The 19,489-nt window shown below is 71.9% G+C and carries 15 protein-coding genes; 11 read left to right on the forward strand and 4 right to left on the reverse strand.

The features are described from left to right. Window positions 1–223 precede the first annotated feature (223 nt). Together D7231_RS06050 and pruA are read left to right on the forward strand one after the other, a co-directional pair. Window positions 224–1,150 carry a proline dehydrogenase family protein gene (locus tag D7231_RS06050; RefSeq protein ID WP_120753869.1) on the forward strand — a complete coding sequence of 309 codons (927 nt, stop codon included), beginning with the start codon at window positions 224–226 and terminating at the stop codon, window positions 1,148–1,150. 49 nt (window positions 1,151–1,199) lie between these two features. Then, window positions 1,200–2,831 (forward strand): L-glutamate gamma-semialdehyde dehydrogenase, encoded by a 1,632-nt coding sequence (gene pruA / locus D7231_RS06055; RefSeq protein ID WP_120753870.1) that lies wholly within the window; start codon window positions 1,200–1,202, stop codon window positions 2,829–2,831. Between the two features lie 61 nt (window positions 2,832–2,892). Here pruA and D7231_RS06060 read toward each other — a convergent pair whose 3' ends face one another. After that, window positions 2,893–3,768, reverse strand: coding sequence for a phosphatidate cytidylyltransferase (locus D7231_RS06060; RefSeq protein ID WP_120753871.1), 876 nt, complete (start codon window positions 3,766–3,768; stop codon window positions 2,893–2,895). Window positions 3,769–4,138: 370 nt separating this feature from the next. Here D7231_RS06060 and D7231_RS36940 point away from each other — a divergent pair, with 370 nt between their 5' ends. After that, window positions 4,139–4,282, forward strand: coding sequence for a hypothetical protein (locus D7231_RS36940; RefSeq protein ID WP_194960410.1), 144 nt, complete (start codon window positions 4,139–4,141; stop codon window positions 4,280–4,282). 32 nt (window positions 4,283–4,314) lie between these two features. Here D7231_RS36940 and D7231_RS06065 read toward each other — a convergent pair whose 3' ends face one another. Next, window positions 4,315–5,967 carry a purple acid phosphatase family protein gene (locus tag D7231_RS06065; protein ID WP_120753872.1) on the reverse strand — a complete coding sequence of 551 codons (1,653 nt, stop codon included), beginning with the start codon at window positions 5,965–5,967 and terminating at the stop codon, window positions 4,315–4,317. Window positions 5,968–6,097: 130 nt separating this feature from the next. On the opposite strand from D7231_RS06065, the gene D7231_RS06070 reads away from it, so the two are divergent. The 4 genes from D7231_RS06070 (at window position 6,098) to cimA (ending at window position 11,839) form a co-directional block, all read left to right on the forward strand. Further along, entirely contained in the window at window positions 6,098–7,141 is a 1,044-nt protein-coding gene (locus D7231_RS06070; RefSeq protein WP_120753873.1) for a 3-isopropylmalate dehydrogenase, read from the forward strand. Window positions 7,142–7,336: 195 nt separating this feature from the next. Next, entirely contained in the window at window positions 7,337–8,425 is a 1,089-nt protein-coding gene (locus D7231_RS06075) for a branched-chain amino acid aminotransferase (protein ID WP_120753874.1), read from the forward strand. 157 nt (window positions 8,426–8,582) lie between these two features. Beyond that, on the forward strand, window positions 8,583–9,932 hold the full coding sequence (locus D7231_RS06080; protein ID WP_120753875.1) for an MFS transporter: 1,350 nt from the start codon (window positions 8,583–8,585) through the stop codon (window positions 9,930–9,932). Window positions 9,933–10,213: 281 nt separating this feature from the next. After that, window positions 10,214–11,839: a citramalate synthase gene (gene cimA, locus D7231_RS06085; RefSeq protein ID WP_120753876.1), complete on the forward strand. Its 1,626-nt coding sequence runs from the start codon at window positions 10,214–10,216 to the stop codon at window positions 11,837–11,839. Between the two features lie 60 nt (window positions 11,840–11,899). Here cimA and D7231_RS06090 read toward each other — a convergent pair whose 3' ends face one another. After that, window positions 11,900–12,535 (reverse strand): TetR/AcrR family transcriptional regulator, encoded by a 636-nt coding sequence (locus D7231_RS06090; protein ID WP_120753877.1) that lies wholly within the window; start codon window positions 12,533–12,535, stop codon window positions 11,900–11,902. An 85-nt stretch (window positions 12,536–12,620) separates the two neighbouring features. Between D7231_RS06090 and D7231_RS06095 the strand changes: the two genes are divergently transcribed. Next, window positions 12,621–14,129, forward strand: a complete 1,509-nt coding sequence (locus D7231_RS06095) for an FAD-dependent monooxygenase (protein ID WP_120753878.1) — start codon at window positions 12,621–12,623, stop codon at window positions 14,127–14,129. Between the two features lie 13 nt (window positions 14,130–14,142). On the opposite strand, the gene D7231_RS06100 is transcribed toward D7231_RS06095, so the two are convergent. Continuing rightward, window positions 14,143–14,763: a YceI family protein gene (locus D7231_RS06100; RefSeq protein ID WP_120753879.1), complete on the reverse strand. Its 621-nt coding sequence runs from the start codon at window positions 14,761–14,763 to the stop codon at window positions 14,143–14,145. Window positions 14,764–14,992: 229 nt separating this feature from the next. Here D7231_RS06100 and D7231_RS06105 point away from each other — a divergent pair, with 229 nt between their 5' ends. The 3 genes from D7231_RS06105 (at window position 14,993) to D7231_RS06115 (ending at window position 19,428) form a co-directional block, all read left to right on the forward strand. Next, the gene (locus D7231_RS06105) at window positions 14,993–17,419 is read left to right on the forward strand and encodes a polysaccharide lyase 8 family protein (RefSeq protein WP_199739308.1); all 2,427 of its coding nucleotides are present in this window, start codon (window positions 14,993–14,995) and stop codon (window positions 17,417–17,419) included. Between the two features lie 219 nt (window positions 17,420–17,638). Continuing rightward, on the forward strand, window positions 17,639–19,222 hold the full coding sequence (locus tag D7231_RS06110) for an acyl-CoA carboxylase subunit beta (protein ID WP_120753880.1): 1,584 nt from the start codon (window positions 17,639–17,641) through the stop codon (window positions 19,220–19,222). An 11-nt stretch (window positions 19,223–19,233) separates the two neighbouring features. Further along, complete coding sequence (locus D7231_RS06115) at window positions 19,234–19,428, forward strand: acyl-CoA carboxylase subunit epsilon (RefSeq protein WP_120753881.1); 195 nt, start codon at window positions 19,234–19,236, stop codon at window positions 19,426–19,428. The last annotated feature ends 61 nt before the right edge of the window (window positions 19,429–19,489 follow it).

Here is a 19,489-nt window from a genome sequence, read left to right on the forward strand (position 1 = left end):
CCACGCCGGACGCGGCCTTCGGACACTTTGGGTTCGCAAATTGTCCCGAAATCGACCCAAGGTTCTATGTGCAGGTCACCATTGTCATACATGTGTCTGAGATCCGGGCCACGGATGCGTGACAGCTGTCGATGGCTCACGATCGAGGTGATCTCTAGTTTTCACGATGAGTTACTTATGCCGTTTCCCCCTGTGGGGACGACCGTCATCGTGGAGGTGCCCCGTGCTGGGTCCCGTGATCCTCGCTGCTTCGCGCAGCGACAAAATGCGCCGTTTCGTGTCGGCCGCCCCGGGCACCAAGCAGGTCGTCGACCGCTTCATCGCGGGGGAGACCGTCGACCAGGTCATTCCGATCGTGAAGGACGCCGCGGCCAAGGGCCTCGAGGTCACCCTCGACGTGGTGGGCGAGGACATCACCACCGTCGAGCAGTCCCACGCCGCCCGCGACGCCTACCTGGAGCTCGTCGGCCGCCTCAAGGAGCTCGGCCTGGGCGAGCGCGCCGAGATGTCCGTCAAGCTCTCCATGTTCGGCCAGGCGCTGGAGGGCGGCCACGAGCTCGCCCTCGCCAACGTCCGCCCCGTCGTCGAGGCCGCCGCCGCCATCGGCACCACGGTTACGCTGGACGCGGAGGACCACACGACCCTCGACTCGATGTTCGCCATCCACGAGGAGCTGCGGAAGGACTTCCCGCAGACCGGCTGCGTCATCCAGGCGTACCTCTTCCGCACCGAGGACGACGCCCGCCGCCTGGCCGCGGCCGGAAGCCGTGTGCGTATCGTGAAGGGTGCGTACAAGGAGCCCGCCTCCGTCGCACATCAGGACAAGGCAGAGATCGACAAGGCGTTCGTCCGCATCGTCAAGATCCTCATGGCGGGTGAGGGCTACCCGATGATCGGCTCGCACGACCCGCGTCTGATCGCCATCACACAGGAGCTTGCCCGGCAGGCCGGCCGCAAGCTGGACGAGTACGAGTTCCAGATGCTGTACGGCATCCGCAGCGAGGAGCACGTCCGCCTGGCCGCCGAAGGCCACCGGATGCGCGTGTACACCGCGTACGGAACCGACTGGTACGGCTACTTCATGCGGCGCCTGGCCGAGAAGCCCGCCAACCTGCTCTTCTTCGCCCGCTCCATCCTCACCAAGGGCTGAGCCGCCCCCCCCACACCCCCCGCAGAGCCCCCAAGGAGACACGGAACCCATGGACGCAGTGACCCAGGTCCCCGCCCCGGTCAACGAGCCGGTCCACGGCTACGCCCCCGGCAGCGCCGAGCGCGCCCGCCTGGAGGCCAAGCTCAAGGAGCTGGCGGCGAACCCGATCGACCTGCCGATGACCATCGGCGGCGAGAAGCGCATGGGCGGCGGCGAGCCGTTCAAGGTCGTCCAGCCGCACAACCACGCCGCCGTCCTCGGCACCTTCAACAACGCCACGACGCAGGACGCCCAGGACGCCGTCGACGCCGCGCTCGCCGCCGCCCCGGCCTGGCGCGCCATGTCCTTCGACGACCGCGCCGCGATCATCCTGCGCGCCGCCGAGCTGCTCGCCGGCCCCTGGCGCGAGACGCTGGCCGCCTCCACCATGCTGGGCCAGTCCAAGACCGCCCAGCAGGCCGAGATCGACACCCCCTGCGAGCTCGTCGACTTCTGGCGCTTCAACGTGCACTTCGCGCGCCAGATCCTCGCCGAGCAGCCGGTCGCCAACTCCGCCGGCGTGTGGAACCGCAGCGACCACCGCCCGCTCGAGGGCTTCGTCTACGCGATCACGCCCTTCAACTTCACCGCCATCGCCGGCAACCTGCCGACCGCCCCCGCCCTCATGGGCAACGTGGTCGTCTGGAAGCCGTCCCCCACCCAGACCCACGCCGCCGTGCTGCTCATGCAGCTCCTGGAGGAGGCCGGTCTGCCCAAGGGCGTCATCAACCTGGTGACCGGTGACGGCATCGCCGTCTCCGAGGTGGCCCTGAACCACCCCGAGCTGGCGGGCATCCACTTCACCGGCTCGACCAAGACCTTCCAGTACCTGTGGAAGACGGTCGGCAACAACATCGAGAAGTACAAGTCCTACCCGCGCCTGGTCGGCGAGACCGGCGGCAAGGACTTCGTCGTCGCCCACCCGAGCGCCGACCGCGCCATCCTGAAGACCGCCCTGACCCGCGGCTCCTTCGAGTTCCAGGGCCAGAAGTGCTCCGCCTCCTCCCGCGCCTACGTCCCCCGCTCCATCTGGGAGGACGGCTTCAAGGAGGAGTTCGCGGCCGAGGTCGACGGCATCACCATGGGTGACGTCACCGACCTGTCGCACTTCATCGGCGCCGTCATCGACGACCGCTCGTTCGCCAAGAACAAGGCGGCCATCGACCGCGCCAAGGCCGACCCGAGCTGCACCATCGTCGCCGGCGGCACGTACGACGACTCGGTGGGCTACTTCGTCCGCCCGACCGTCATCGAGTGCACCGACCCGGAGAACGAGGTCTTCACGACCGAGTACTTCGGCCCGATCCTCGCCGTCCACGTCTACGAGGACGCCGACTTCGACGCGATGCTGGCCCAGATGGAGTCCGTCTCGGCGTACGCCCTGACCGGCTCGGTCATCGGCCAGGACCGCTTCGCCGTCGCCGACGCGATGGAGAAGCTGCGCTTCGCCGCCGGCAACTTCTACATCAACGACAAGTCGACCGGCGCCGTGGTCGGCCAGCAGCCGTTCGGCGGCGGCCGCGCCTCCGGCACGAACGACAAGGCCGGTGCGGCCTCCAACCTGATGCGGTGGGTCTCGACCCGCTCCATCAAGGAGACCCTGGTCCCGCCGACCGACTACCGCTACCCGCACATGGGCTGACCCCGGCCCCGTAGCAGTGACTCCGCCCCCGCCCGGCCTCAGCCGGGCGGGGGCGCCGTCGTCACAGGCTGACCGCCATCGCCGTCAGCAGGGCGAGGAGCAGGGGGCCGATGAGGTCGAGGAGGCCGCCGAAGCCCGGCAGCCACGTGCCGGCGCTCTTGACGCCCGCCTCCCGCTTGATCATGGCGGTGAGGAGGTCGCCGAGGACGCAGCCGGCCAGGACCGCGGCCCACAGCGTCACCGTGAAGGCGCCCGCCGCCTCCAGGCCCGCCGCCACGCCCATGCCGGCGCCCAGGACGCCTCCCCACGTCCTACCGGGGGACAGGGGCGACAGCGGCCGGGCGAGGGTGCCGCCGAGGCGGCTCAGGAGCAGGCCGCCGCACCACGCGCCCGCGCCGGCGAAGGCCGTCGCCACGACGACCGCGAGGGCAATGCCCTCCAGTACCACAAGTCCGGTCAGCGCGACGGGAATCCACAGCATCCCGAAGGCCGTACGGGCCGCGCGCTCGCCGCCCCGTGCGGTGTCCCCGGACAGCAGCGCGGGCAGCACGCAGGCGACGGTGAGCAGCGCGAGGGCCCGCAGGCCGAACGGGTCCGCCAGGTCCACCGCCTTCAGCAGGGCCGGCGGCGGCAGGAGGAGCGCCCCCAGGACCAGCACCGCCCGCTCGCCCCGCCCCAGGCGGACCAGCCTGGCGTACTCGGCGACCGCGATCAGCCCCAGCAGCCACGCCAGCACCGTCGCGCCCAGCTCCCGCAGGGCCAGCGCGCCGACGAAGACAGTGGCCGCCACGGCCCACGTCAGCCAGCGGCGCCGCAGCTCCCGGCGCATCGCTATGCGCGCGGGGAGGCAGGCCACCGCCAGGCCCGCCGCGCCGAGGACGCCGGCGACCACCGGGACGACGCGCGGCAGGACATCGCTCGTGTACAGGTCGTTCATGGGGCACACTCTCGCCGCACGGGGCGGGCCCGCGGACCGGCGGGGTCCCTCTAGCCCAGCTCCGGGCTCACTCCGGGCCTTCTCCTGGTCCGCTCTGTCGCTCATTCCTGCTCCGGCCCTGCTGCGTCGCCGCGCCGTCTCAGATAGTAGGAAGCCCGAGTATTTGTGCAGACAGCGCGGTACAGCTGTCTTAGCGTGGAAGAAGCCGGACGCGCGCTCCATCGAGCGTCAAGCGGTTGCGGCCCCGTGCGCGAGCGCAGGCGACCCCTGCGGCACCGCGGCCCCCGCCCTTCCCCCGGCGCTCTTCCCACCCTTCCTTGTGTCTTCCTTTCACACCCTCCCGCAGGCAGCAGAGGAGAAGTGACGTCCCATGGCCGACACCGCCGTCCGCAGGACCCGCCGCACGCCCCGTACGGCCGACCGCACCGACCGCCAGACCGACCGGATGAACGCCGCCGCCGCACTCCAGCGGGCCCTGGACCGCCGCGACAACGGCGGCGGCACCGGCCACTGAGACGGTCACTGAGCGACCGGCAGGACCCGCCCTCAGTCCCGCCGCGCGGGGCGGACGACGTCGAAGTGGTCGATGCGCGCGCCGTTCTCCGCGAGAGCGGTCACCCGCAGCCGCGGGCGTCCGCCCCGTGCGGCGGGCTCGGACTCCACCGCGAGGAACGAGAAGCCGGTGTAGCGCACCCGCGACCACTCCACCTGCTCCGGGTGCTTCACGCGCCCCTTCTCCCAGAAGTAGCTCTCCACGCTCTCCAGGTCCTTCACATGGCCCTCGTAGCTGTCCGGCGCGGGGAAGTCGTACAGCGACTTCCCCGCGCCCCCGGCCGTCACGTAGACGATGCCGTCGCGCGTGGAGTCGGCGGTGCCGCCGATCGGGACCTTCCGGCCTATCTGCGTGCCGCGGAGCGCGTCGGTGCGCTCGTAGATGTGGTTGTGGCCGTTGATGACCAGGTCGACCTTGTGCTTCTCGAAGAGCGGCAGCCACGTCTCCCGCACCGCGCCGTCCGACGCGTGCGCCTTCGTCGTGGAGAACGCGCAGTGGTGGAAGAAGACGACGATGAAGTCGAGCCCGCGCGTGCGGCGCAGCTCGCCGAGCCGCCGGTCGAGCCACGCGGTCTGCGCGCCCCCGCTGTAGCCGGTGTTGGCGGTGATCTCGTACGAGAGGTCGTTGGCGTCCAGGGCGACGACGCCGACGTTGCCGTAGACGAACGAGTAGACGCCCGGGGAGTGCGCGGGGTCGAAGCCGTTGCGGGGGAGGGCCCAGCGGGCGCTCTGGCCGCCGTAGCCGTTGGGGGAGTACCAGGCCTCCATGTCGTGGTTGCCGGTGGTGACCATCCACGGCACGGACGCCGCCACGGACTCGGTCTGGGCGAGGAACTGGTCCCACACCCGGGCGTCGTAGACGTCCGTGGGCTTCCCCGCGCCGCTGTCGTCGGCGTAGCAGATGTCGCCCGCGTGCAGGTGGAACACCGGGTTCTGGCCGAGGATCAGCTGGTCGTTGGCGAGGGCCTGGTAGCTGACGCCCTGGTCGCCGAAGGCGGTGAAGGTGAACTTCTCGGCCTTGCCGCCCTTCTCCGGGCGCTCGGGCGCGGTGCGGAAGGTGCCGGTGCCGGAGAAGTGGCGCGGGTCGGCGGGGTCGTACCCGTCGTGCCCCACGCCGTAGTAGTACGTCTGCCCGGGGCGCAGGTTGTCGAGCGCGGCGTGCAGGTACACCTGGTCGACGGCGGGGAGCTTCTTCGACAGCGGCGGCGTGTGCAGCGTCCGCACCTCTGCCTCCAGCTTGAGGCCGAGGTCCCACGGCGCGAGGCCCACCCGGACGTACGGCCGTCTCACCGCGAACGGCACCTGCCAGGAGATCCGCATCTGCGTCCGCGGGTCGGCGCCGAAGGCCAGGTGCCGCCCGAACGGCGCCACGTGCTTGCCGTCGACCGCAGAGGCGGCGGAGGAGACGAGGAGCTCCGGGGACGACGCCGGCGAGGGCCCGGGGGAGGGCGCCGGGTCGGCGTACGCGCGCACGGGGCCGCCCAGCAGGCCCGTGCCGGCGGCGGCCCCGGCCGTCGCGGCCCCGGCGCGCAGCATCCCGCGCCGGGTGAGCGGCCGGCCGAGCCGGGCCCGCAGGTATGCGTGCTGCTCCGCCATGGTCATGCGGCCGGCGAGGTGTTCGGGGATGCCTACGCGTGGTGTGTCCATGGCGACCAACGTGCCAGGAACCGGCAACCTCGTTGCGGACTTTGGGTGAACGTGACCTGGCAGGTTCACCATGTGTCCGTATCGTGGACAAGGTGTGTCATCCAACGGGACGGGGGAGTACGGTCCCGGTATGTCTCGCAGCATTCGCCTCGCAGTGATCCCCGGTGACGGCATCGGCCGGGAAGTCGTGGCCCAGGGCCTCAAGGTGCTCTCGGCGGTCCTCCCGTCGGACGTGAAGCTGGAGACCGAGGAGTACGACCTCGGCGCCCGGCGGTACCACGCGACCGGCGAGATCCTGCCCGACGCCGAGCTCGCGTCCCTCAAGAACCACGACGCGATCCTGCTCGGGGCGATCGGCGACCCCTCCGTGCCCGCCGGCGTGCTGGAGCGCGGCCTGCTGCTCAAGCTGCGGTTCGCCTTCGACCACTACGTGAACCTGCGGCCCTCGAAGCTCTTCCCGAACACGGCCACCCCGCTCGCCGGGCGCCCGGACATCGACTTCGTCGTCGTCCGCGAGGGCACCGAAGGCCCCTACACCGGCAACGGCGGCTCCCTGCGCACCGGCACCCCCGCCGAGGTCGCCACCGAGGTCAGCGTCAACACCGCCCTCGGCGTGGAGCGCGTGGTGCGCGACGCCTACGAGCGGGCCCAGGCGCGCCCCCGCAAGAAGCTGACGCTCGTCCACAAGAACAACGTCCTCGTCTACGCCGGACAGCTGTGGAAGAGCACCTTCGACCGGGTGGGCCGGGAGTACCCCGAGGTCACCACCGACTACCTGCACGTGGACGCGGCGACCATCTTCATGGTCACCCGGCCCGGGCAGTTCGACGTGATCGTCACCGACAACCTCTTCGGCGACATCCTCACGGACCTCGCCGCGGCCGTCACCGGCGGCATCGGGCTCGCCGCCTCGGGCAACATCAACCCCGACGGCGCGTTCCCCTCCATGTTCGAGCCGGTCCACGGCTCCGCGCCCGACATCGCGGGCACCGGCAAGGCCGACCCCACCGCCACGGTGCTCTCCGTGGCCCTGCTGCTGCGCCACCTCGGCTACGAGGCCGAGGCCGCCCGCATCGAGGCGGCCGTCGCCGAGGACCTGGCCGCCCGGGACGGGGCCGCGCCCCGCACCACGGACGAGACCGGCGACGCCCTCGCCCTACGGGTAACCGGCTAGCGCCCGGCCGCTGACTCAGCGCGCGGCCGGATGCGACCATCGATCCAGGGCCGCGCGCACGTTTTCCGTCCACGGCCCCACGAGCGATAATCGAACGTGGGGCCGCGGCATGAGGGGAAGCTCGGATGCTCTGACACCGTCAGGGACGGGGCGAGCTCGCGGTCCGACACACACAACGGTGAAGGACACGCACTCATGACGACGCCCACGATCGAGCTCAAGCCCTCTTCGCACCCCCTGTCGGACGCGGAGCGGGAGCAGATCCTGGCCAGCCCCGGCTTCGGCCGCCACTTCACCGACCACATGGTGACGATCAAGTGGACGGAAGGCCGGGGCTGGCACGACGGCCAGCTCGTTCCGTACGCGCCGCTGTCGATCGACCCGGCGAACATGACGCTGCACTACGCGCAGACGATCTTCGAGGGCGCCAAGGCGTACCGCCAGCCCGACGGCTCCGTCGCGATCTTCCGGCCCGAGGAGAACGCCAAGCGCCTCCAGGCGTCCGCGCGCCGGCTCGCCATGCCCGAACTGCCCGTCGAGACCTTCATCGAGGCGTGCGACGCGCTGGTGAAGCAGGACAAGGCGTGGGTGCCCGGCTCCGGCGAGGCCTCCCTCTACCTGCGCCCCTTCATGTTCGCCACCGAGGTCGGCCTCGGCGTCCGCCCGGCCAACGAGTACATGTTCGTGGTCATCGCCTCGCCCGCCGGCGCCTACTTCCCCGGCGGCGTGAAGCCGGTCTCGGTGTGGCTGAGCGAGGAGTACGTGCGCGCGTGCCCCGGCGGCACCGGCGCCGCCAAGGCCGGCGGCAACTACGCCGCCTCCCTCGTCGCCCAGGCCCAGGCCATGGAGCACGGCTGCGACCAGGTCGTCTGGCTGGACGCCATCGAGCGCCGCTGGATCGAGGAAATGGGCGGCATGAACCTGTACTTCGTGTACGGAGACAAGATCGTCACCCCCGAGCTGACCGGCTCGCTCCTCCCGGGCATCACCCGCGCCTCGCTGATGACGATCGCCGCCGACCTCGGCTACGAGGTCGCCGAGGGCCGCATCTCCGTGGACGACTGGAAGAACGGCTGCGCCGACGGCACCCTCACCGAGGTCTTCGCCTGCGGCACCGCCGCCGTCATCACCCCGGTCGGCTCCGTGAAGTCCGCGCGCGCCGGCTGGACCGTCGCCGACGGGCAGCCGGGCGAGGTCACCATGAAGCTCCGCAAGGCGCTCCTCGACATCCAGACCGGCGTCGCCGAGGACACCCACGGCTGGATGCACCCCCTGGGCAGCTGAAGCCCGCGCTGACTGACGTACGTCCGTATGCCCGCGTCCATGGATGCGGGCATACGTATGTATGAGTGCTTCCGTGAACGCAACGCACGCAAGTACGCATGATCGTTGCCGGCCGGACCCTTGTCCGTCCCCTGCCGTTCCGCCACCGTGATCCACCATGGGACAGCACTGGAAGAAGATCTGGGTCGGCTCGGCCGGCAACATGGTCGAGTGGTTCGACTGGTTCGTCTACGCGTCGTTCGCGACGTACTTCGCCGGCTCCTTCTTCCCCGAAGGCAATGACACCGCGAAGCTGATGAACACCGCCGGCATCTTCGCCGTCGGCTTCTTCATGCGCCCCGTGGGCGGCTGGCTGCTCGGCCGGGTCGGTGACCGCAAGGGCCGCAAGGCGGCCCTCACGCTGACCGTCTCCCTGATGTCCGCCTCGGCCGTCCTCATCGCCGTAGCGCCCACCTACGCGGTCTCCGGCTACGGCGGCGTCGCCGTCCTCCTCGTCGCCCGCCTGCTCCAGGGCCTGTCGGTCGGCGGCGAGTACGCGGCCAGCGCCACGTACCTCACGGAGGCGTCCGCGCCGGGCCGCCGCGGCTTCGCCTCCAGCTTCCAGTACGTGTCGATGACGGCGGGCCAGATCCTCGGCCTGGGGCTCCAGATCGTGCTCCAGCACACCCTCTCCAGCGGCGAGCTGCACAGCTGGGGCTGGCGCATCCCGTTCGTCGTGGGCGCGCTCGGCGCAGCCGTCATCTTCTACCTCCGCCGCAACATGCTGGAGACGGAGGCGTACACGGAGGCCACGGGGGAGCCCACCGGGGAGAGCGCCGGGCAGGCCGCCGCGCAGGCCGACGAGCGCGGCACCATCCGGGCCCTCATGCGGCACAAGCGCGAGGCCTTCCTCGTCGTCGCCCTCACCATGGGCGGCACCCTCGCGTACTACACGTACACCACCTACCTGACGAAGTACCTGTCCAACAGCGCGGGCCTGCCCAAGCAGACCGCGACCCTGGTCAGCTTCTGCGCCCTGCTGGTCTTCGCCTGCCTGCAGCCCCTCGCGGGCGCCCTCTCGGACCGCATCGGCCGCCGCCCCCTGCTGATCACCTTCGCGGTGGGCTCCACCTTCCTCACCGTGCCGATCATGACCCTGCTCCGGCACGCGGGCTCGTTCTGGCCGGCGCTCGGCCTGTCCCTGCTCGCCCTGGTCGTCGTCACCGGCTACACCTCCATCAACGCGTGCGTGAAGGCCGAGCTCTTCCCGACAGGCATCCGGTCGCTGGGCGTCGCCCTGCCGTACGCCATCGCCAACGCGCTCTTCGGCGGCACGGCCGAGTACGTGGCCCTGTGGTTCAAGAACGGCGGCATCGAGTCGGGCTTCTACTGGTACGTGGCCGGCTGCGCCGCGGTGTCCCTGGTCGTCTACCTGACGATGCGGGAGACGCGGGACATCGACCTCAAGCGCGTCGGCGGCGCGTCGGAGGGCGCCCCGGCGGAGGCGGGCAAGGTGCCCGCATCCTGAGACCCGCCCGCACGGCGGAACCGGCGTGTGCCAGGATGCACCTATGCTCCCGTTCGCCATGATTATTGGCAGCAGGCGCGCCGGTCCGCAGTGACCGCTCCCGTACCACCCGTACGGAGCGGACACCGTCGTCCCAGACCCGCGCGCAGACCTCTCGCACCCGCGAGAGGTTTTTGTGTTTTCCGGCCCACCCGCGCCGGGAGACGCAGGGCGAGGGAAGCATGGGGACGGTGGAACGGGTAATTCCGGTAGACCGACATCCTCACAGGAGTCAGAGCAGCATGACGGACGCAACCGACGGCCCCGACGAACGCACCCACGTCGACGACCGCTTCCACGTCTTCGACACCACGCTGCGCGACGGCGCGCAGCGCGAGGGCATCAGCCTCACCGTCGCGGACAAGCTGACCATCGCCCGGCACCTGGACGACTTCGGCGTCGGCTTCATCGAGGGCGGCTGGCCGGGCGCCAATCCCCGGGACACCGAGTTCTTCCAGCGCGCCCGCGAGGAGATCGGCTTCCGCCACGCGCAGCTCGTGGCCTTCGGCGCCACGCGCAAGGCCGGCGTGCGGGCCGAGGACGACCCGCAGGTCGCCGCCCTGCTCGACTCCGGCGCCCCGGTGATCACCCTGGTCGCCAAGTCCCACGACCGGCACGTCGAGCTCGCCCTGCGCACCACCCTCGACGAGAACCTCGCCATGGTGCGCGACACCGTGGCGTACCTGTGCGGGCACGGCCGGCGCGTCTTCGTCGACTGCGAGCACTTCTTCGACGGCCACCGGGCCAACCCGGACTACGCCCTCGAGGTCGTCCGCACCGCGTACGAGGCGGGCGCCGACGTCGTCGTCCTGTGCGACACCAACGGCGGCATGCTGCCCGCGCAGGTCGGCGCGACGGTGCGGGAGGTCATCGAGGCGACCGGCGCCCGCCTGGGCATCCACGCGCAGGACGACACCGGCTGCGCCGTGGCCAACACCCTCGCCGCCGTGGACGCCGGCGCGACGCACGTGCAGTGCACCGCCAACGGCTACGGCGAGCGCGTCGGCAACGCCAACCTGTTCCCTGTCGTGGCGGCCCTGGAGATCAAGTACGACCGCCGTGTGCTGCCGCACGGGGCCCTGGCCGAGATGACGCGCATCTCGCACGCCATCGCCGAGGTCGTCAACCTCACGCCCTCCACGCACCAGCCCTACGTGGGCGTCTCGGCGTTCGCGCACAAGGCCGGGCTGCACGCCTCCGCGATCAAGGTCGACCCGGACCTGTACCAGCACATCGACCCGGAGCGGGTCGGCAACACCATGCGCATGCTCGTCTCCGACATGGCCGGCCGTGCCTCCATCGAGCTCAAGGGCAAGGAGCTCGGGGTCGACCTCGGCGGCGACCGCGAGCTGATCGGCCGGGTCGTCGGGCGCGTCAAGGAGCGCGAGCTCGCGGGCTACACCTACGAGGCCGCCGACGCCTCCTTCGAGCTGCTGCTGCGCGAGGAGGCCGAGGGGCGCGCCCGGCGCTACTACCGGATCGAGTCCTGGCGGGCGATCGCCGAGGACCGGCCGGACGGCACGCACGCCAACGAGGCCACCGTGAAGCTGTGGGCCAAGGGGGAGCGCATCGTCGCCACCGCCGAGGGCAACGGCCCCGTCGACGCGCTCGACCGGGCGCTGCGCGTGGCGCTGGAGCGCATCTACCCGCAGCTGGCCGCGCTCAAGCTGACCGACTACAAGGTGCGCATCCTGGAGGGGAGCAGGGGCACGGGGTCGATCACGCGGGTCCTGGTCTCCACGAGCGACGAGAGCGGCGAGTGGTCGACGGTCGGCGTCGCCGAGAACGTCATCGCGGCCTCGTGGCAGGCGCTCGACGACGCCTACGCGTACGGGCTGCGGCGCGCGGGCGTGGAGCCGCGGGAGTGAGCCGCGGGCCGGGGCGCGGCCCCTCGCACGAGGCGGCGCCTGAGGCGGTCTGAGCGGGGTTCAGAGTCCCCGGGCCGCCAGTCCGGCGCCGAGCAGCTCGTACGCCAGCTCGGCGCCGGCGTGGGCCGCGTCCAGGACGGCGGCGGTGACGGGACCGGACGCCAGGCGCTGCCAGTTGTCCCGCGCGAGGACGTGGTGGACGGCGATGATCTGTGCCGCCGCCAGCCGCGCCGCCGCCTCGTCCGCGCCCGTCTCCGCCAGGGCCTCGGCCAGGGCCCGTTCGTCCTCGGCGGCGTAGCGCATGAGGCGGCCTTGCAGGCTCGGCGTCGAGTAGACCATGTCCCGGAAGGCCAGCACGGCGGGCACATCGCACAGGCCGGTGACGGGGTCGCGGGCGTCGAGCCGGGCGTGGAAGTGGGCGCGGAGCGCGGCCAGGGGCGACTCGCCCGGGGCCCGCCCGCGCACGACGCGCGCCGCCTCCCCCTGGTGGTCGGCGATGCGATCGAGGACCAGGTCCTCCTTGGCGGGGAAGTAGCGGAACAGCGTCGGCTTCGACACCTCCGCGGCCGCGGCCACCTCGGCCACCGACACCTGGTCGAAGCCGCGCTCCAGGAAGAGCGCGATGGCGGTCTCGGACAGCGTCTGCCGCGTGCGCTGCTTCTTGAGCTCCCGCAGCCCGGTCGTCTCCTCGGTCACAAGGCCACCCTAGCAAGAATGAGCGTTACTCAGAAACTTTTGTTACTCGGTTGCATTTTACGTCGAGGCGGTCTTTCATGAGCCCATGACGACGACCACCGCCACTGCCGAAGCGACGACCGCCACCGACGTCCTGATCGTGGGCGCCGGCCCCACCGGACTCACGCTCGCCTGCACCCTCGCCCGCGCCGGAGCGGCCGTACGGATCATCGACAAGTCCCCGGAGCCCCACCGCGCCTCCCGCGGTAAGGGCCTCAACCAGCGCAGCCGCGAGCTCTTCGACGACCTCGGCGCGGGCGCGGAGGCCGCGGCATGGGGCACTGAGCGCGTCACCCTGCGCAAGTACCGCGACGGCGTCGCCATCGCCGACACCGTCGCCTTCGGCGACCGCACCCCCACGCCCGACACCCCGTACGCCAGCGGGCTGCTCATCCCCCAGTGGCGCACGGAGGAGGTCCTGCGCCGCACGCTCGCCCGGTACGGCGTGGAGCCGGAGTTCGGCCGCGAACTCACCGGGTTCACCCAGGGCGCGGACGGCGTCGTCGCGACGCTCGCCGACGGGCGGCGCATCAAGGCCGCGTACCTGGTGGGCTGCGACGGCGGCCGCAGCCCCGTGCGCAAGGCGCTCGACGTGACCTTCGAGGGCCGCACCGACACCGAGGAGTGCATGGTGATCGGCGACGTCCGCGTCGACGGGCTCGACCCCGCCTACTGGCACCAGTGGTTCGACGAGGACGCCGCGGTCATGCTCTGCCCGTTCCGCGGCAGCACCCACTGGCAGCTCCAGGGCATGCCCGAGCGTGACGCGGACGGGCGCGCCCTGCCGCCGTCCCTGGAGTCCTTCCAGCGGCTCGTCGACCGCTGCTCCCGGCGGACGGACATCAGGCTGTCCGACCCCACCTGGTTCTCCGTCTACCGCATCAACGTCCGGATGGCCGACCGCTTCCGCACGGGGCGGGTCCTCCTCGCCGGGGACGCGGCGCACGTCCACTCCATCGCGGGCGGGCTGGGCATGAACACCGGCATCCAGGACGCCTTCAATCTCGGCTGGAAACTCGCGTACGTGGTGCGCGGCCTGGCTTCTCCCGGCCTGCTGGACACCTACGAGGAGGAGCGGCTGCCCGTCGCCGCCTGGACGCTCGGCCTCACCGAGGAGCGGCTGCGCGCGGTGACCGAGGGCGTGAAGCAGGCGGGCGTCGGCACGGAGGCGGTGGTCACGGACGACGTCACCACGCTGGGCGTGGGCTACAGCTGGAGCTCGCTCGCATGGGGTGGGGCGAAGGCGGGCGAACGGGCCCCCGACGGCCCCTGCGGCGACGGCCGGCTCTTCGACGTCTTCGCCGGGCCGCACTTCACGCTGCTGGGTTTCGGCCGGGGGAGCGCGCAGGCTCTGGCGGAGGCGGGCGAGAAGTGCGCGGACCGCCTGCGCACGTGCCTCGTCGACGACCCCACGGGGCACGCCCGGCGCGCTTACGGGATCGGGGAGGGCGAGGACGCCCTGGTGCTCGTACGGCCCGACAATCACATCGCGCTGAGCGCGGGTGCGGACCGGGGCGCGGAGATCGCAGACCGTCTCCTGCGCCTCGGCCGCTGACACCGCACGGGGCTCAGGCCTGGGGCGCGGCCTTGACCGCGGAGATGTCGAAGGTCAGCTTCACCTTGTCGCTGACCATGACCCCGCCGGCCTCCAGGGCGGCGTTCCAGGTCAGGCCCCAGTCGGAGCGCAGGATCTCGGCGCCGCCCTCGAAGCCGACGCGCTCCATGCCGTAGGCGTCGGTGGCCGAGCCGTTGAACTCCAGGTCGATGGCGAGCGGGCGGGTGACGTCCTTGATGGTGAGGTCGCCGGTGATGCGGTAGCGGTCCCCGCCGAGCTGCTCGGCGGCGGTGGAGCGGAAGGTCATCAGCGGGAAGCGCTCGGCGTCGAAGAAGTCCTCGCCGCGCAGGTGGGCGTCGCGGTCCTTCATGCCGGTGTCCACGCTCGGGATGCGGACGTCGATGGCGGCGGTGGAGCGGGACGGGTCGGTGCCGTCCAGGCGCAGGGTGCCCTCGTGCTCGAGGAAGGCGCCCTTGACGTTGGTCACCATGGCGTGGCGGACGGTGAAGCCGATGCTGCTGTGGGCGGGGTCGATGGTGTAGTCGCCGGTGAGGGCGGCGAGCGCGGGGTCGACGGCGCGCGGGGCGGGGACGGCGGCCGGGGTGGTGCTCTGCTTGCGGCTGAAGAGGCCCATGGTGTGCTCCCTGTGGCTGGGTGGGGTGTCGAGTTGAAGATCGTTGAATATTCAACTTGATGCTGAGAAGTACCGTAGCGCGCACTCGTTAAACATTCAACATCTAGCGGGGGTGAATTTCCGGCCGACTCCGGGCCGGCACCGCCCCGTGTCATTGCCCCGCCTTCCCGCCCCGTGCCACCGTGTGCCTCCGGCACCGTCCGCACCGCGCCCCCGGGGAGGCCCCGCCGTGCCGTCCGGTCCCGCTGCTCCCCGCCCGCCCGCCTGGACCCGCAGAGGGTTCCTCGCCGCCTCCGTCGCCGGCAGCCTCGGCTTCACCACGGCCCCACCCGGCAGCGGCGACGGAAGCGGCGAGGACGACGCGTTCGCCGCCCTCCGCGACCGCTGGCGCGGCCTCATGCTCGGCACCGGCTTCGACCCCGCCGCCGAGCCGTACGCGACCGCCCTGCGCCGCACCGGAGACCTCGCCCGCGCCTACCGCGCCGCCCTCGCCCCGGGCCCCGGCTCGCTCTGGCCGGACGCCCCCTTCGACCCGCCCTCCGGCATCACCCGCAGCTACGCCCGCCTGCACACCATGGCCCAGGCCTGGGCCCGGCCCGGCACGGGGCTCACCGGCGACCCCGCCCTCGCCGCCGACACCCTCGCCGGCCTCGACCACGTGCACGCCCGCGCCTACCACCCCGCCACCACCCCCTACGGCAACTGGTGGGAATGGCAGATCGGCAGCCCCAGGCTCCTCCTCGACAGCCTCGTGCTCCTCCACGGCGAAGCCGGCGCCGCACGGCGCACCGCGTACCTCGCCGCCGTCGACCACTTCGTCCCCGACACGGCGCTCGGCGACTACACCGGCACCAGCACCGGCGCCAACCGCGTCGACCTGTGCCGCGTCGTCGCCCTCCGCGGCGTCCTCGGCGCCTCCGCCGCCAAGACCGCCCTCGCCCGCGACGCCCTCTCGCCCGTCTTCCCCTACGTCACCCGCGGCGACGGCCTCTACACCGACGGCTCCTTCGTCCAGCACACCCACGTCGCCTACTCCGGCACCTACGGACAGGTGCTGCTCGACGGGCTCGGCCGGCTCCTCGCCCTGCTCCACGGCTCCCCCTGGGAGATCACCGACCCCGCCCGGCGGACCGCCTACGACAGCGTCGAGAACGCGTACGCGCCGCTCGTCCACGACGGGCTCGTCATGGACAGCGTCTCCGGCCGCGCCGTCAGCCGCGGCCTCCAGGCCGCGGACCCCGGCACGCCGCCGCAGAGCGACCACCAGCGCGGCCACGCCCTCATCGCCGCCATCGCCCTCCTCGCCACCAGCGCGACCCCCGCCGAACGCACCCGCTGGCACGCCATGATCAAGGGCTGGGCCGCCCGCGACACCACCCTCCCGCTGCTCACCGACCCCTCCCTCCCCATCGCCGACCTCGCCCGGCTCGCCGCCGCCTGCGCCGCGCACGAGGCCCCCGCGCCCGCCCCCGTGGGGCACCGCCTCTTCCCCGCCATGGACCGCGCCGTGCACCGCCGCCCCGGGTGGACGGCCAACATCGCCATGGCCTCCGACCGCATCGCCCACTACGAGAACGGCAACGGCGAGAACCCGCGCGGCTGGCACACCGGCGCCGGAATGCTCTACTGGTGGCGCGCGGGCGCCGGCGCCCCCTACACCGACGCCTTCTGGCCCACCGCCGACCCCTACCGGCTGCCCGGCACCACCGCCTCCGCCAAGCCGCTCGCCGCCAACGAGGGCGGCGCATGGGGCGAGCCCCGGCCCGCCGCGCGCTGGGCCGGCGGCGTGACCGACGGCGAGTACGCCCTCGTCGGCCAGCACCTCAAAGGGCTCTCCTCCACCCTGGAGGCCCGCAAGGCCTGGATCTGCACCGCGGACGCCGTCGTCTGCCTCGGCGCCGGCATCACCGCGCGCGACGGACACCCCGTCGTGACCACCGTCGACCACCGCAACCTCGGCCCGCACGGGGCCCCCGCCCTCCTCGTCGACGGCGCCCCGCAGCCCCTCACCGACGGCTGGAGCGCCCGCTACGAAGCCGCCCGCTGGATCCACCTCGAAGGCCACGGGGGCTACGTCTTTCCCGCATGCCTCCCCGGCGTCCCCGGCGGCACCTCCCCGCTCCACGCCCTGCGCGAGGCCCGCACCGGCTCCTGGCGCGACATCAACACCGGCGGCGCCCCCGACCGCCTCACGCGGCGCTACCTCACCCTCTGGCACCCCCACGGCACCGACCCCGAGGACGCCGCCTACGCCTACCTCCTCATGCCCGGCGCGGGGCCCCGCGCCCTGGCCGCCCGCGCCGACGACGCCACCTGGCTCCGCCTCCTCGCCAACACCGCCCGCTGCCAGGCCGCCCACCTGCCCTCCCTCGGCCTCACCGCCGCCGCCTTCTGGACCCCCGGCACCGCCGGCCCCCTCACCTCGACGGCCCCCGCCGCCGTGCTCGTCCGCGACCACGGCCGCACCGCTACCCTCCATATGGCCGAACCGCCCCGCACCGGTGCCCCCTTCGAGATCACCTGGAACCGCCCCGTGCGCCGCGTCACCGCCCACGACCCCACCGTCCGCATCCTGTCGACAGGCGACAGCCTCCGGCTCCGCGTCGCCCCCGGCACCGCCTGCGCCCCGCACCGCTGCTCCGTAGCCCTGGCATGACCGGGCGTGAGGCCGTTCGGGGCCTGACGCGCGTCAAGTTCACTTGCCTACGGGCCGAGGGCAAGAGTTTTGTGGGACCTCCACATAAGCACCCCTCGATCGGGGGGACCCCCGCTCCGGGCCGCTGCACCCCTCTGTGACGCCTGCCCACCAAAACGCACATGACGTTGTATGGAAACGACATGAGTTTCGGACGGTCCCGCCACGTACCGTCTATGCATGAGCAATCTCGAAGGTGCGCCCGTAGAGGCGAGTGACGTCCGTGGGCGCGTCGCCGAGCTGCACGCCATTCGCGAGCAGGTTCGGCGAGGTCCGAGCGAGCGGGCGACCCAGGCCCAGAAGGCCAAGGGGAAGCTGACGGCCCGCGAGCGAATCGACCTCCTGCTGGACGAGGGGTCCTTCTCGGAGGTGGAGCCGCTCCGCCGGCACCGCGCCTCCGGCTTCGGCCTGGAGAGCAAGAAGCCGTACACCGATGGTGTGATCACGGGCTGGGGCACCGTGCACGGGCGGACGGTGTTCGTGTACGCGCATGACTTCCGTATCTTCGGTGGTGCGCTGGGCGAGGCCCACGCCACGAAGATCCACAAGATCATGGACATGGCGATCGCGGCGGGTGCGCCGCTGGTGTCGCTGAACGACGGCGCGGGTGCCCGTATCCAGGAGGGCGTCTCGGCGCTGGCCGGTTACGGCGGCATCTTCCAGCGCAACACCAAGGCCTCGGGTGTCATCCCGCAGATCTCCGTGATGCTCGGCCCGTGCGCGGGCGGCGCGGCCTACTCGCCGGCGCTGACGGACTTCGTGTTCATGGTCCGCGAGACCTCGCAGATGTTCATCACCGGCCCCGACGTCGTCCGCGCCGTCACCGGCGAGGAGATCACCCAGAACGGCCTCGGCGGCGCCGACGTGCACGCGGAGACCTCGGGCGTCGCGCACTTCGCCTACGACGACGAGGAGACGTGCCTGGAGGAGGTGCGCTACCTCCTCTCGCTCCTGCCGCAGAACAACCGGGAGAACCCGCCGCGCGTCGCGAGCGAGGACCCGGCGGACCGGCTGGGCGAGGCCCTGCTCGACCTGGTGCCCGCCGACGGCAACCGCCCGTACGACATGCGCAAGGTCATCGAGGAGATCGTCGACGACGGCGAGCACCTCGAGGTCCACGAGCGCTGGGCCACCAACATCATCTGCTCCCTGGGCCGCCTGGACGGCCAGGTCGTCGGCATCGTCGCCAACCAGCCGCAGTCGCTGGCCGGCGTGCTCGACATCGAGGCGAGCGAAAAGGCTGCGCGCTTCATCCAGATGTGCGACGCTTTCAATATTCCGATCATCACTCTTCTGGACGTCCCGGGCTTCCTTCCCGGCGTCGACCAGGAGCACGGCGGGATCATCCGCCACGGCGCGAAGCTGCTGTACGCGTACTGCAACGCGACGGTGCCGCGCATCTCGGTGATCCTGCGCAAGGCCTACGGCGGCGCGTACATCGTCATGGACTCCCAGTCGATCGGCGCGGACCTGACCTACGCGTGGCCGACGAACGAGATTGCCGTGATGGGCGCCGAGGGCGCGGCCAACGTGATCTTCCGCAAGCAGATCGCCGAGGCCGACGACCCCGAGGCCATGCGGGCGCGGATGGTCAAGGAGTACAAGGCCGAGCTGATGCACCCGTACTACGCCGCGGAGCGCGGGCTGATCGACGACGTGATCGACCCGGTCGAGACCCGTCAGGTGCTGATCCGCGCCCTGGCGATGCTCGCCTCGAAGCACGCCGACCTGCCCTCCCGCAAGCACGGCAACCCGCCCCAGTAAGGGAGAAACGCATGACCGACACGCTCGTCCGCGTGGAGAAGGGCACGGCCGACGCCGAAGAGGTCGCGGCCGTCACCGCCGTCCTCCTCGCCCGTGCCGCCGCCGGCAACGACGCGGCACCGCCCCGCCCCCGCCGCACCACGGCCGCCTGGCGCCGCCTGGAGCGCTCGCCGGGCTTCCGGGCGCCGCACAGCTGGCAGGGCTGAGAACCGGCATAGCGAGAAGGGCCCGGGGCATCGCCCCGGGCCCTTCTCGCATGGCCTCATG

It is taken from the genome of Streptomyces klenkii (assembly GCF_003626645.1).
GTDB classification, from domain to species: domain Bacteria; phylum Actinomycetota; class Actinomycetes; order Streptomycetales; family Streptomycetaceae; genus Streptomyces; species Streptomyces klenkii.

What these genes read in the sequence shown, in the direction of transcription:
- D7231_RS06080 (WP_120753875.1), top strand. Translation starts at nt 8,583, where the DNA reads ATGGGACAGCACTGGAAGAAGATCTGGGTCGGCTCGGCCGGCAACATG.
- D7231_RS06110 (WP_120753880.1), top strand. Translation starts at nt 17,639, where the DNA reads ATGAGCAATCTCGAAGGTGCGCCCGTAGAGGCGAGTGACGTCCGTGGG.
- D7231_RS06095 (WP_120753878.1), top strand. Translation starts at nt 12,621, where the DNA reads ATGACGACGACCACCGCCACTGCCGAAGCGACGACCGCCACCGACGTC.
- D7231_RS06060 (WP_120753871.1), bottom strand. Translation starts at nt 3,768, where the DNA reads ATGAACGACCTGTACACGAGCGATGTCCTGCCGCGCGTCGTCCCGGTG.
- pruA (WP_120753870.1), top strand. Translation starts at nt 1,200, where the DNA reads ATGGACGCAGTGACCCAGGTCCCCGCCCCGGTCAACGAGCCGGTCCAC.
- D7231_RS06065 (WP_120753872.1), bottom strand. Translation starts at nt 5,967, where the DNA reads ATGGACACACCACGCGTAGGCATCCCCGAACACCTCGCCGGCCGCATG.
- D7231_RS06070 (WP_120753873.1), top strand. Translation starts at nt 6,098, where the DNA reads ATGTCTCGCAGCATTCGCCTCGCAGTGATCCCCGGTGACGGCATCGGC.
- D7231_RS36940 (WP_194960410.1), top strand. Translation starts at nt 4,139, where the DNA reads ATGGCCGACACCGCCGTCCGCAGGACCCGCCGCACGCCCCGTACGGCC.
- D7231_RS06100 (WP_120753879.1), bottom strand. Translation starts at nt 14,763, where the DNA reads ATGGGCCTCTTCAGCCGCAAGCAGAGCACCACCCCGGCCGCCGTCCCC.
- D7231_RS06075 (WP_120753874.1), top strand. Translation starts at nt 7,337, where the DNA reads ATGACGACGCCCACGATCGAGCTCAAGCCCTCTTCGCACCCCCTGTCG.
- D7231_RS06115 (WP_120753881.1), top strand. Translation starts at nt 19,234, where the DNA reads ATGACCGACACGCTCGTCCGCGTGGAGAAGGGCACGGCCGACGCCGAA.
- cimA (WP_120753876.1), top strand. Translation starts at nt 10,214, where the DNA reads ATGACGGACGCAACCGACGGCCCCGACGAACGCACCCACGTCGACGAC.